Origin of the sequence: Haloferax sp. S2CR25 (genome assembly GCF_031624535.1) — an archaeon.
In the GTDB taxonomy this organism is placed as follows: Archaea; Halobacteriota; Halobacteria; order Halobacteriales; family Haloferacaceae; genus Haloferax; species Haloferax massiliensis.
Genome location: NZ_JAMQOO010000022.1, coordinates 1 through 11,750, shown reverse-complemented (window position 1 = coordinate 11,750; position 11,750 = coordinate 1). Strand labels below are relative to the sequence as shown.

The following is an 11,750-nucleotide window of genomic DNA, read 5'->3' as shown; positions in this document are numbered from 1 at the left end:
TCGAGGTACGAGACATCTTCGAGGACGACTTCAACGCTGAGGAGACGATGGTAGTGTACAGCGGTCAGGGCGTTCATGTCTACCTTCTCGATACCGACCTTCCCCATCGATATGACGCCAAGAGTCGAGAAGTACTGAACGACCTTCTGCAAGACACCTACGAGATTCCCATCGACCCAGTAGTTACCGCCGATCGTCGCCGGGTCGCCCGGCTCCCGTACTCGTTGCATACTGACGTCTGTCGTATCGTCACGCCCATCGAGAGCCCGAACTTCGACGTTCGGTCTGCGAGACCGGAGGTGCTCAGAGAATGACTCAGTCAACACCTGTTGAGGACGAGCGGGCCGCCTATCGCGTTGCGACGCTTCCGCCCGAATATGGGACGACGCGAATCAACCAACTGTTCACCCGGGGCTACAATCGCTACATCGTCGACGGCGAAGAGCAACCAGGAGATCTACTGACTGACCTCGAACGGTTTGGGACGGCGGCATTCAAAGAAGATGTCAGAGCCAACGCCGCAGAGAAACCCTTCGTCGATGAACCTGGAATACTCGCTGTCCTCGCGACGTTGAGTGCTATCTGCGTTAAGGCGCACCCGAAGTTCGAGCACGCGCCGCCACGGAAGATACAGGTCCTCTACGATATTCGCGAACTCTACGTCAACAATCTCGCCTCTCTCCTTCGAGAATTCGGTGATGGGAGTCTCCAACAGGATATCGCAGAGGTGCTATACGCAAAAGACCCCGGAGAGGACGGACCACACCCCGGTCGCGTTTGTACGGGGATCAAAGAGATGCCCAAGTTCGGTGACGGGTTGTATCTCGAAATCCCGATGGCCGCAGCATCGAGGAAGTGCCTCGTTCATGCCGAAACTGAGACCGGAGAAGCCGGGGAGTTGCTCACTCGCGTCGAAAACAACTGCCTCTATGTGCCCGTCGGTGATTTCGACACAAAGTATCGCGAGTACGCCAGACGTGCGTTCAAGAAGCTCCTGCGAGTCCAGGAGGAGAGTCTCTCTGAAGACCAGCTGACGTGGTTAACAACGAATGAGTCAGCCATCACAGAGCGTATCGACCGCTTCATCGAGACGGGACACCACGAACGAATCTGGCGAGATTGGAACCCTGGTGAACGGACCATCCGTGTGCTTAGAGACGCGATTCGAGACGCTCCAGACGAGGTCGTCTCACTGGGGGAGTTCCACTCGGCGAAGGAGCTGTTTGAGGCAGTGGAGGCGCACGACCCGGAAGCGGGCTGGAAGCGAGACGTGTGTAATCGCATCTCGAGTCCTCGAAGTCTCGGAAACCTTCTCGCATCCCAGCGCGACCACCGGTGCCTGACCATTCGAGAGCACGGAAATACGAACCACTATCGGGTTCAGGGGTCTTCGCGTGGCGTCCAGCCCCTCGACGTCGAGGCAATCGAAGACCTGTTCGAACTCCCCTGTATGGCCAATATGGCCGAGCGCCTCCACGAGAAGAAGCCAGTCCGAAAGGACCTGTACAACTTCGCCCGGATGGTGATGTGGCTGCCACAGTATCAGGACAGCGACCTTGAGACGATTGTTGCAGACCTCAAGGGCGTCTTCTCGCGTTGGCCTTGGTACGACGAGCAGGTCACCGACTACCAGATTCGCTACGAGTTCTCGAACACCATTGGAGGCGACACCCCGCTTCCGATGAACTGTGACAACGACGATATGCAGCGGTACTGCATCGGCCAGGAGCAGTGCCCCTACTCGATCTGGGGAAGTCTCCCCTTCCCAGACGAGATGTATGACCAACTAAGTGGAACGGAGGGTAACGGAAACGAGTTCTAACGCAGATAGCCAAAAGTCAGTTAGATTACTATTCTCAGCGGACAACGATGTGACGGAGGTTGAAAACCCGTCATGCACTTTTCAGGCTTTCAGTCGACCAATTTGGACAAGAATGGGTACCGTGCTGGAAGGATAGTCTCGCAACTCATCAGTTGGGGTCGGTCAGTTCTGCTAGGGCTTGATTCTAACCTGACCCCAATCCTCTCGAATACGGGGCTTTCAACACCTCGTCAAGCACAATCTCGCTGAATCACCATTTTTCGGAACCCGTCGAGGACATTAGTAACGCCTGAAAACTGCCCGACGGGCCTCTTGCTAAATCTAAGGCCGTTTCAACTCTCTCTGCACCTCCAAAATCATCCAAAGGAAGGCTAGGGTACACGGGTGCAAACGCCGCTGGCTCTCTCCGGCCGAAGGGCCATCAAACGACGACAGTCTCTAGCCGATATATCAGAATACACTCATTAGATGAGGGTGCGATCTGCGGCGGAGTTTGTCACCCCGAGAGGGGCGAGGGGGGCTGTCGTAGGCCCCCACTCAACAACCATGTCTTCCGACTACGAGCAACAGCGATCACGACTTCATAGCGAGTACACTGAACAACCGAGCGACGAACCGTGGACAGATCTCGAACTGGCGCTCCCTCACAACAGAAGTCCGACTGGCATCGTCTCATTTGTTGAGTGCGTACTCGTCGAACTTACCTACGAAGACGTCGGAGCCGAGTTCGTCTCGACGAGCGTAGCGGGCGTGAAGCGGACACAGTTCATCGCCGTCGACGACGTCGGCCAGCGGTTCCAGAAGCGGTATTTCGACGACCGTCTCGGCTGGCACGAAACAATAGTTAGCCGTGGAGCAGTTCGTGAGGAGTTGGTCAACCGACTCACACAGCGGTCGTCGTTGAGTCGAACCAGTGAGACGCCGAACACTGACCCAGATACGTTCCGCGTGAAGCCCGTTCATCAGTTCTGATCCCCACGAGTTAACCAACACAGAATCGCAGTCTCCCGCAGTGTTGGTTAACGACGTGGTAGCGGAGTAGTTTGTCCGCGCCTGAGAGGCCGAGGCGCGTCAATACGCGCCGACGTGATTCCCATGCCCGGTACAGACGCACTCGACGATGCATCAGCCGACCACGAATGGTTTGAAGCGGAACTCGTCGCACAGGATCAAGATGCTGCCCGCGTCGCAGTAGCGGATATCAACGACAGGAGAGCCCATTCTCTGGTCAATGACCTCGTCGACGACGACGTCGTCACTCCCATCCCCGACGAACGCGTTCTCGTCCACGAGCCAAGCGACGAGGCATTCGACTCGGTTCTCCAACTCGCGGTCTTCCATCGAGGCTGGACCACCGCTCGCGACACCGACGAGGGAGGGGAGTGACCCAAAACACTCTTTACTGATTCGCTGTAAACTGTAATCAAGAACGGCCCATGTCACGTACCTCAAATCGCGCCGACGGTGACATCGTCCAAGACTTCCTTTCGGTCGCGGATCTCCTTGAGGAGCCACAGCTGGCTCAACTGTACACGTACCTCGCCCAGGAGGGAGAGGCGACCGTCCAGGACGTGATAGAGGACCTCGACCTCGCCCAGGGAACGGCCTACAGCTACGTGAACCGGCTCGTCGACACCGGCGTCGTCGAAGTTACACAGGACGAGCAGCCCCGACAGTACGCCGCCCGAACAATCGACCTGACCGTGACGACGACTGCCGGCGACCGCGAGTACACGATCACGCCGGCACTCATCGACGCGGTCGGCCGCCGGGAGACGAACGCAGATATCGACACCTACATCGACCGTCACGGCGTCGCCGGCCTCGCGACCGCGCTCACCTATGCGGTTGCCCGCGAACGCGGCGAGGTGACCCACCGACTGATGGCGGAGGACCTCGACATATCCCCGCTGGCCGCGGAGATGATTTTGCAAGCGCTCCGGCCCGTCGTCCACGAGCACTACGATATCGAGGGGGCTGGGGCAGGACTCGGTGAGTTGGACATCGGCGACGGCACTGACGACACGTGAGCCGACTCCACATCGCCGACACCGGGCTGTTCGTCGCGATGGGTCAGCCCTCGAACAGTCGGTATCAGGCCGTTCGGCGGTTCGCTCGCCGAAACGACATCACCTTCGTCCTGCCCGAACGGGTGTACGAGGAGCTGACCCTCGACGACCCCGACATCGAAGCCCCGCCTGTCAACGACGCAATCGACGAGGGGTGGGCGACGGTTGCGGCGCCGCTTGAGTTCTCCGAGCCGATCGTCTCGCGGGCCATGGACGGCGTCCAGCGGTACATCGCGAACGCAGACGACCGGCCCGCCGACGAAGTTGAGCGAGCGGACGCCGCACTCGCGGCCTTAGCTGCCCAGCATCTAAGTGCGGGAGTGGTGACTGAGGTCTACATCTACACGACGGATATCGCGGCCGGTGAGGGGGCCGAAACTGTGCTCGCGAGCGAGGGCTACGGGGACTCGGTGACGTTCGTGAACGGGTTCCGGTTCATCGAAGACCTGGTTTCGAATCGTAGCTGAGGAATAGAACAGGAGGAGACGCATCTTACGAGGATTTGTGACCGCTCAACATCCCTCGTATGAGCGATCAAAGCACGCCCTCATAACGCCACCTCGTACTCGTCAGCCAGTTCCTGGAAGTCCTCCCACTCGGGAAGTCGGGACGTCCGCTGGGCACCGCTGGTTTCGAGATACGTGCAAGGTCGCCGACGATGTCGTCGACGCAGCACGCGTCGAACAATCGAGAGTCGCGAATGCGTACAGACCCTGAATACAGAACTTGGGCTGCCGACTCAGCCGGTTCGCCCGAGTGAATTTATCCCCCTCTCGCGTCAGAACTCGATGTTCCAGCGTACATCCGACAGCGGGCTCGGAGGTTGGCTGAACAGTCAGAATCGTCAGGAGCCGCGTCGGGTGTGACTTCGTCAGGATTCGCAGCGGTCTGTCTCTACAAAGCGGGGCAAGACACGGCCAGTGGGTAACGCAAAGCGACGTCGCGGCGACAGGGAACGTCACACCAACCACAGTCCGGACGCATCACGAGACGTTAGAGGAGCATGTAGCCTGACAATGCTCGCCTACAAGCACCAGAGTTAGATAATTTTCCCAGAAAACTATTTGTTTCTAGACTGCGTAGCTCCCAGTATGACCGAAACGTGGGATGACATCAACGAGCAGGTCAAAGCCGACTGGAAAGCCGACACCACGCCGTTCGAGCGGGTGTACGAAATCATCGAACAGACCCACGATGGGCAATCGGCAGCCGAGATCGCCGAGCGGGCCCTCGTGAGCGAGCCGACGGCGCGTCGCCACTGCAAGTCGCTCGTGAACACTGGGTTCGCGGAGACGGAACAGGACGGCCAAACAACGCTGTACAAGCGCAACAGCGACCGGGTGTTGATGTCGCGGATCCGCGAGCTGCGTGAGGAAGTTACTCGACCCGAGTTGCTCGACAGCATCCAAGAGATGAAGGCCGAGATCCGGCGCTACGAGGACCGCTACGACGTGGTGTCACCGGAGGAACTCGCCCAGCAACTCGACGCCGGCGAGACGGACGGCTGGGACGACCTCACTGCGTGGCGAACGACGCGGCAGAATCTCGCCGTCGCCCAAGCTGCACTCGCCTACGACGAGGCCAGCCACCAGCTCGCTGTATGAACGGTAACGACCGCGCCGGCGAGTTCGGGCCGATCTATCTTCCGGCACTTCAGCGGATTCGTGACCTCTGGCTCGAACTTGAGCCGCTCGTCGACGAAACGGCGTATGATGATGTCGTCGCCCCTACGGAACTGCAGATCAGTCTCAGCGATGGATTGGGCGACGCCGAGAACGCTCGGCTCGATATCCAGTGGAGCGAACTGGGGATGTATTCGTTCCACTACGTCGATAGCAACGACGTCAACTGGCACTTCGATCGCCATCCGAACACACACTCCCCCGAGATCCATTTCCACCCGCCGCCCGAGGCCGCGACGATGGACGCGGAACCGTCCTGTATCGACGTGACCGAGGTGTCACTCGTGACGCGTGCCGTCCATGCAATGTGGCGAACAGCGTACGAGGATGATGCACTGGATCGGCTGAATAGTGCGTCAAACCCACCGTAAAGATGGATGTAACCGAGGACGCAGTCCGGGACATCTGCACGGACGCAGTCTTCGAACGCGGCGAACGATACCGTGAGGAGGGCCGTATCCACGGGATTCACCGCATCGACACCACTGTAACCGCAGTCGTGAGCGGCAGCCGTCAGTACGATGTCCGTGTTGACCTCGCCACCAACGGGTTTGCCCCGTGGTGCGACTGTCCGTACGACGGGCCGGGAGCATGCAAGCACGTCGTCGCCGTGTTGCTTCGGTGTGTCGACGACCCACCTGCAGACGAAGGCGATCGACTCGACGCCACACTTGACGGTGCCGACGCCGACCAACTCCGCGCGTTCCTGCGTGACGAACTCGCGACCAATACGGATCTCCGTGATCGGTTTCTCGCCCGCGTTGGCGAGCCGACGAGCCAGTCGGTCGACCAGCATCGCACCGCGATCGACCGGCGGTTCGAAGAAACGAACCCTGAGTACCCCGTCGTCTTCGAGCCCATCGATTTCACGCAGTGGTTCGATCTCGCGAGCGAGTACCGCGAGCAGGAGCGGGACGCGTCGGCGGCGACCGTCTACCGGGCACTCGTTGAGTCGCTCGACGACAACATGGAGCGCGTCGACGGCGCGTACGACCACTTCTCGCGTGCGTTCAGTCGGGCACTCGACGGGTATGTCGACTGTGTCACGACCGCAGAACGGGACGCTGATGCAATCACTGACGCCGTCGCATTCCTCGACGAGCGGGCGACATCGGGAACGCCGCTCCTCGCAGAACATTTCGAGAAGGCCGCGGCCGAGCTTCGAGAGAAGCTGGGCGAGCAGTCCGACGAATAGCTGTGTCGCCCTATGACACCCGCAGGTTCGACGACCGCGAAAATTAGTTTGTGTCACGGTCAGCCACATCGATCATCTGTTCGCGAGGGGCTTCGACATCCGAGTAGAGTGCCAACGCGTGCTTGATGAGTCGGCGGTCTTCCTGGTACTCCTCCCAACGTCCAATACCGTCGCGGCGTTCGCGAAGCTCGCCACTTGCGAGGTCGCCGTCGGCGAGCGACTGTTCGAAATCTTCCCATGTCTCGACGTCGTAGGTCGCCTGCCACTCCTCGATCTCCTCGGTTATCGCGACCAATTCGTTCCGCAACTCCTCGCGCGTGTTCTCCTCGATGAGCGTGCAGATTTCCTCGAAGAGCAGTCGCGTGTAGTCCGGCTGGTAGCGCGTCGTCTCGCCGGCCTCGACGCGGCGCAGCTGGCCCTGGTCGACGAGCGCCTGGTGCTCCTCGTTGGTCGTGCTCCAGGCGGCGCGGCCTGCTCGCTGATCTAGTTAACCGACCGGGGTTCACGAAGTATCGGTTCAAGGCCCACGAGTCGATCCCGGATGAGGCGTGGACGGGACAGCCGATCTGGAAGTGCCGGGTGTGTGGCTCTGATCGCTACGGCCCTAGTCTCGAGTAGCACTAGTACTGGGTATTGATTAACCAACAGCCTGCGGGTATCACCGAGTTTCGTTGGTTACGATCTTACCTCCTCCAACCCCGACGCCAGTCCCGGTGGGAGTCTTTCCGCGCCAGCGAGCGGCGACGCGCTTCCGATGGAGCAAGAGTTCAAACAGGGCTACCGGATGCATCGTATACTCAGCAATCTCAACCGACTCGACATCGACCGGTTGGATGAGGCGGATCGAGAGCGAGTCAAGACCGCGAGAGACCTCCTGGAGGAGGTGAGCCTTCTCACGCGGCCGGGCGACGGAGCCGGGGCGGACGCCCACGCAGATTCCTAACTGGCGTCTCCGGCCACGCCTCGGGAGGCAATTCTCGCGTCGGTTTATCGCCCCCGACAGGGGTGCGGGGGCGACCCCGTGAGGTCCAGACATGGCGACACTACAAGCTGCGACGACGTCGACCAGCGCGATTGTATCGGATCCGCAGGCAGTCCGCGAGCTCTGTGAGAGCTACTGCTTCGGGACGCTCGACTGGGAGGTGACCGAAGACGGAGAGTTCACCATCTGGGGTTACGACGACTTCGAGGTGTACGAGGCACGGGAGAACGGCCTCCCAGACTACGAGAGCGGCATTGTGACCCACAAATTCTTGCGAAAACTCGCCGGCTACATCGAAGTCGACGAGGAACTCGATATTCAGACGGCCGGGTTCACGAAATGTCGCTTCCCCGTGCTGGCCAAGCGGTACGTCATTCGCGACGGCGAGGTTCTGTATGCAAACCTCAGTTCCCCCGACCCGATCGACGAGTAGCGTTTTCGTCCCTCCTAAACGGACCCCACGTTTCCGACGTTCTTGACCACCGGCTAGTAGAATCAAATCAGCGTCTGAACGTGTTTGGGAGGTGAGGATTATCGGTACGTTTGGGGGGGTGACTGCTCGGGTTGTGCGCGCTCCGGCGGGCAGACCGTTCCTGCCGGGCCCGGGCGTTTCGCGCTGCCGTTGCGTCTGCGACGGACGGGGCACGGTCACGGGGCCGGGTCGGGCCGCGTGCAGCCACCCGATACCGGTCAGCCCCGAGGGCGGGTCTGCGAGCACTCGACCCGCATCCGGGCCGTGACCGAGACCGGGCTGGCTGCATCTTCACCAGCCGTTGCGTCAGCGCTCCCTCGATGCGGTCGCGCCGCCGGCCGGCTGGTTCAGACGTGGCCGCTTGCGCGGTCCGGGCGGGCTGCTCGCCGTTCGGGCACTTGCCCTCACCCCTCGTTCGCCCGGGCTGCGGTGGCTACTGGGGGCTCGCCGTGCTCACCCCCAGTATGCCACGGTCCGGGGCTCACTCAGGGCTGGCTGTGCGGCCTGCCGGGCCTGCGCTCAAACTCGGCCGCGACGAGCTGTGGGTCCGCGGGCGTCCAGCCCGCACCGGGCTGCCGCACGAGGCGTTTCCGTTGCGTCTGCGACAGACGGGACAGGCTCATGCGGGTCCGGGCGCGGTGCTGGTCCAGCGGGTCCTCGCTCTCTGCGGCCTTGCTGTGGCCGTATGCGACGCCGTTCACCACCGTATACCCCCCGGCCGTGCCGCCTCGGCGCCGCGGCCGCTGCCGTTGCGTCTACGACGGACGGGTGTCGGCGAGGCGCCGACCCGCGGTGACCGGCTGGGTATATGGTGGTGACCGCGCGCTCACCTCGAGGTTCACCCCCCGCACTCGTTTGTTGGGGTGCCGTCGGTGCCGCGCCGCGCCGGACAGGGTCCGGCGTGAAGGCGCGGCGCGGGCACCTCGGAGACGGCGTCATCGGTCGACGTCGGAGCGGTGGCTCAAGCAGGTTGGTTCGTGAGAATCCCGCGAGTGAGGTCGCGGGCGTCGGCGCGTCAGCGCCTTCGAAATTACGACAATGTCTAGTAACAACTCCAATCGCAAGGTAGTTTCGGTGGCTGAACAGGCGTTCGAGAACGCGGATGAGACGACAGTCGACGAAGACGGGTTTGAGGTCGTCGATGAGACGCCGCAGTTCCAGGCGACGGTGCAACAGGAGATCCAAGCAAAGGTTGATGCGAACCACCCAGATGGGATTGCAGACACGAGCGACGAGCGGATTGACGGCGTGACGTTGGCCCAAGAAGAACGCATTCGAGCGCGGGAAGCCGAACTCGAACGGATTAGTGCCCGTGCGGAACTGGGCTCGCAAGAGGGTCGTGAGGCTCGGTCGCGGGTGATTGCGGCCGAGCGGAGCGCTGCGCGACGGCGGCAGTTCCAGAAGCGCGCAGCGAGTCTGAATCCGATGGTTGACCCCGACCGGGCAGATCCCCGGACGGAGCTGACCCAAGCACAGTTGGGCGCAGTGAACTCTCAGGCAAAACGGTTGGCAGAGAAGCTGGATGAGTGGTCGCGAGCGGCGATCAGTCGGCGACTGAGCGAGGCGGTGTTGGGTGGTAAGGACATGATGTCGGCAACTGTGAGCGTGTTCGAGGAACTCGAAGGTGCACCGGGGACGATGGTACCAATCGGGAAGCTTGAGGGCGTGTCGCGACGCGAGGTGTGCGTTGAAGGGACGCTGACAACGGTGTGGGAGTCGGAGTCACCGGCGATTCAGCAAGCGGGGCTCCTCGAAGACGAAAGCGGGCAGGTGAAGCTGACGAGTTGGAAAGCCTCGGACGTGCCGTGGATTCGTGAGGGCGGACGTGTGCGGATTCACGGGGCGGCGCGGAACTGGTACGACGGGCGCGTCTCGATTGCCCTGACGGGGTGGACGACCGTGCACTTCCCCGAACGCGACGCCTGGTGGGACGCCTAACGGCGCGAGGCAGCCCTCTTTTTTTGTTGGTGGCCGGGCCGACCCAGACCCCACCGCCCCACCCTCCGCTCCGTGCTCGCGGCCGCTGCGCGCGCAGCCACGACCTTAGTCTATACTCAACACCGAGATCGATGTTCATGGCGGCAACCTCCTGTTATGAACAGCAGGCTCTGTTGAAGTCCTTATACTTTGACAAAACCCGCGTGACACAGACAGAGGGTGTATGCATCAGGTTACTTGTGAGAACAGCGCTCTCACAACGCCGGTGGACTCGAAGGCCTTCCATCTATCACGCAGTAATGAGGTCGGGTGCGAAGAAGATGACCACGAGGAGACTCACCAGTACGGTAATCGCCGTGAATCTCAGGACACCAGCTTCCCGTCGGCGGGGTTTCGGCAGGGACTCAGCAATTCCGGAGAGGGTCATCCCGACGATCACAAACAGTACAGCGTAGAACGGTGTCGCCCCTTCTACAATGACGTAGTACCCCTGCTGCCCGGCCAGCAGTAGCGCGCCACAGAGGAAGACCAGTCCAAGGGGACGTCCAGATGGCTCGCTGAACAGCGTTTGGTCGATGATGGAGGGCATCGAGCGCGCTATTTACCCGCGTGGAATAAATATGGACTGTGTTCGCCCGCCGGCTGCAGGGATTTTCATAGCTGTGCCGAGCGAACGGTGCAGATGGCGCTGACCGACTCGCGCCCTGTATTCAGCAGCGATCTCAAAAACTATCAATGATTGTAGAGTCCAGCAGGAGCAAGACAACACACAAGTGAGGGCTTGCAACTACCCTACTGAGGCACTCTACCGAGACGATTACCCAGTAGGTACAGCGGCCCACCGAACAGTAATAACAGCAATGAGGCACCCCCGCTCACAAACGAATACGACACTAGATTAATCTCCCCCCGATTGATGCTAAAGAAGCTAAATAAGATGACGAAGACGACAACGACCTCACCCAGTAAGAGAAGTCGTCGCTTACGTTTCGGTTTTACAGTTCCCAGAACGAATTGGAGACTCAACACCACTGAACCGAAGAGAATCCATTCTTGAAACTGAAGTTTGGTGAAATCTCCAGTTCGAAGTTGCCATGAGGCGAGTATGGCTACAAAGGTTATCGTGGCGGCGCTAAGGCTTGTAAGAACTGCTCGTCGCTTCGTGATTTGCTGTGGTTGGTCTTGACGCCAGAATTGTATCGTTACGAGAGTTACGAGACTAACTGAGAGTGTACCAATAAGAAACAGTACAAACTCGAATACACCGACGATTCCCCACGCACTTGGCAGAAGACCTATCGTTGTTGCAAATCCGTATCCGGAGAAGAAGAACCCAATTGTGAACATCATCGCGAGGATGAAGTACGTCATGAGTTCGTCTCCTTGAGGAGTCGAAAATGAAGTCCCTGAGTTCTGCATGAAGCTATTTCTAATATGCTGCATCTGACAGACATTAAGTACTTCGCTCTTGTGAAGTACATTGTTGGTGAGTCAGAGAACTGCTCGGACAATCTGTTTCAGTGCTTCTCGCCCCGGTTTGCGGAGGATTCGTCGCCGAAGCTGGAACGGTCTGAGATACGCTGTCAGTTT

12 protein-coding genes and 5 pseudogenes are annotated in these 11,750 nt (G+C 60.1%); 13 read left to right on the top strand and 4 right to left on the bottom strand.

Annotated features, from left to right (window positions below; all coding sequences use genetic code 11):
- The 6 genes and pseudogenes from NDI65_RS21890 to NDI65_RS21865 all read left to right on the top strand — a co-directional run.
- Positions 1–314, top strand: a pseudogene (locus NDI65_RS21890) (DNA primase); the annotation flags it as partial.
- Entirely contained in the window at positions 311–1,822 is a 1,512-nt protein-coding gene (locus tag NDI65_RS21885) for a primase-associated protein (RefSeq protein WP_310894403.1), read from the top strand. The pseudogene NDI65_RS21890 and the gene NDI65_RS21885, both read left to right, overlap by 4 nt.
- A 546-nt stretch (positions 1,823–2,368) precedes the next feature.
- A complete protein-coding gene (locus NDI65_RS21880; RefSeq protein ID WP_310894404.1) occupies positions 2,369–2,794 on the top strand; it encodes a hypothetical protein in 426 nt (141 codons plus the stop codon).
- 123 nt (positions 2,795–2,917) lie between these two features.
- Positions 2,918–3,208 (top strand): hypothetical protein, encoded by a 291-nt coding sequence (locus NDI65_RS21875; protein WP_310894402.1) that lies wholly within the window; start codon positions 2,918–2,920, stop codon positions 3,206–3,208.
- 50 nt (positions 3,209–3,258) lie between these two features.
- The gene (locus tag NDI65_RS21870; RefSeq protein WP_310894401.1) at positions 3,259–3,852 is read left to right on the top strand and encodes a helix-turn-helix domain-containing protein; all 594 of its coding nucleotides are present in this window, start codon (positions 3,259–3,261) and stop codon (positions 3,850–3,852) included.
- Entirely contained in the window at positions 3,849–4,358 is a 510-nt protein-coding gene (locus NDI65_RS21865) for a hypothetical protein (RefSeq protein ID WP_310894400.1), read from the top strand. Before NDI65_RS21870 ends, NDI65_RS21865 begins: the two co-directional genes overlap by 4 nt.
- Before the next feature lie 80 nt (positions 4,359–4,438).
- Here the strand turns inward: NDI65_RS21865 and NDI65_RS21860 are convergent.
- Positions 4,439–4,537: pseudogene (locus NDI65_RS21860) on the bottom strand (transcriptional regulator TrmB); the annotation flags it as partial.
- Between NDI65_RS21860 and NDI65_RS21855 the strand changes: the two are divergent.
- The 4 genes and pseudogenes from NDI65_RS21855 to NDI65_RS21840 form a co-directional block, all read left to right on the top strand.
- A pseudogene (locus NDI65_RS21855) lies at positions 4,537–4,905 on the top strand (transcription initiation factor IIB family protein); the annotation flags it as partial. The pseudogenes NDI65_RS21860 and NDI65_RS21855 overlap by 1 nt on opposite strands.
- 77 nt (positions 4,906–4,982) lie before the next feature.
- Complete coding sequence (locus tag NDI65_RS21850) at positions 4,983–5,495, top strand: winged helix-turn-helix domain-containing protein (protein WP_282352352.1); 513 nt, start codon at positions 4,983–4,985, stop codon at positions 5,493–5,495.
- A complete protein-coding gene (locus tag NDI65_RS21845) occupies positions 5,492–5,944 on the top strand; it encodes a hypothetical protein (protein ID WP_310894399.1) in 453 nt (150 codons plus the stop codon). Before NDI65_RS21850 ends, NDI65_RS21845 begins: the two co-directional genes overlap by 4 nt.
- A 2-nt stretch (positions 5,945–5,946) precedes the next feature.
- A complete protein-coding gene (locus NDI65_RS21840; protein ID WP_310894398.1) occupies positions 5,947–6,768 on the top strand; it encodes an SWIM zinc finger family protein in 822 nt (273 codons plus the stop codon).
- A 43-nt stretch (positions 6,769–6,811) separates the two neighbouring features.
- On the opposite strand, the pseudogene NDI65_RS21835 reads toward NDI65_RS21840, so the two are convergent.
- Positions 6,812–7,311, bottom strand: a pseudogene (locus NDI65_RS21835) (hypothetical protein).
- Between the two features lie 211 nt (positions 7,312–7,522).
- Here NDI65_RS21835 and NDI65_RS21830 point away from each other — a divergent pair.
- From NDI65_RS21830 to NDI65_RS21820, 3 genes are all read left to right on the top strand, one after another.
- Positions 7,523–7,711 (top strand): hypothetical protein, encoded by a 189-nt coding sequence (locus NDI65_RS21830; RefSeq protein WP_310894397.1) that lies wholly within the window; start codon positions 7,523–7,525, stop codon positions 7,709–7,711.
- 91 nt (positions 7,712–7,802) lie between these two features.
- A complete protein-coding gene (locus tag NDI65_RS21825) occupies positions 7,803–8,183 on the top strand; it encodes a hypothetical protein (protein ID WP_282350718.1) in 381 nt (126 codons plus the stop codon).
- Positions 8,184–9,260: 1,077 nt separating this feature from the next.
- On the top strand, positions 9,261–10,160 hold the full coding sequence (locus tag NDI65_RS21820; protein ID WP_310894396.1) for a DNA-binding protein: 900 nt from the start codon (positions 9,261–9,263) through the stop codon (positions 10,158–10,160).
- A 289-nt stretch (positions 10,161–10,449) separates the two neighbouring features.
- Here the strand turns inward: NDI65_RS21820 and NDI65_RS21815 are convergent, their stop codons facing one another.
- Together NDI65_RS21815 and NDI65_RS21810 are read right to left on the bottom strand one after the other, a co-directional pair.
- A complete protein-coding gene (locus tag NDI65_RS21815) occupies positions 10,450–10,749 on the bottom strand; it encodes a hypothetical protein (protein WP_310894395.1) in 300 nt (99 codons plus the stop codon).
- 902 nt (positions 10,750–11,651) lie between these two features.
- A pseudogene (locus NDI65_RS21810) lies at positions 11,652–11,750 on the bottom strand (IS1595 family transposase); the annotation flags it as partial.

Bases quoted from the DNA above. Each gene is read 5' to 3' on its own strand.
- NDI65_RS21870 (WP_310894401.1), top strand. From the start codon at position 3,259: ATGTCACGTACCTCAAATCGCGCCGACGGTGACATCGTCCAAGACTTC.
- NDI65_RS21875 (WP_310894402.1), top strand. From the start codon at position 2,918: ATGCCCGGTACAGACGCACTCGACGATGCATCAGCCGACCACGAATGG.
- NDI65_RS21830 (WP_310894397.1), top strand. From the start codon at position 7,523: ATGGAGCAAGAGTTCAAACAGGGCTACCGGATGCATCGTATACTCAGC.
- NDI65_RS21820 (WP_310894396.1), top strand. From the start codon at position 9,261: ATGTCTAGTAACAACTCCAATCGCAAGGTAGTTTCGGTGGCTGAACAG.
- NDI65_RS21880 (WP_310894404.1), top strand. From the start codon at position 2,369: ATGTCTTCCGACTACGAGCAACAGCGATCACGACTTCATAGCGAGTAC.
- NDI65_RS21845 (WP_310894399.1), top strand. From the start codon at position 5,492: ATGAACGGTAACGACCGCGCCGGCGAGTTCGGGCCGATCTATCTTCCG.
- NDI65_RS21840 (WP_310894398.1), top strand. From the start codon at position 5,947: ATGGATGTAACCGAGGACGCAGTCCGGGACATCTGCACGGACGCAGTC.
- NDI65_RS21815 (WP_310894395.1), bottom strand. From the start codon at position 10,749: ATGCCCTCCATCATCGACCAAACGCTGTTCAGCGAGCCATCTGGACGT.
- NDI65_RS21885 (WP_310894403.1), top strand. From the start codon at position 311: ATGACTCAGTCAACACCTGTTGAGGACGAGCGGGCCGCCTATCGCGTT.
- NDI65_RS21850 (WP_282352352.1), top strand. From the start codon at position 4,983: ATGACCGAAACGTGGGATGACATCAACGAGCAGGTCAAAGCCGACTGG.
- NDI65_RS21825 (WP_282350718.1), top strand. From the start codon at position 7,803: ATGGCGACACTACAAGCTGCGACGACGTCGACCAGCGCGATTGTATCG.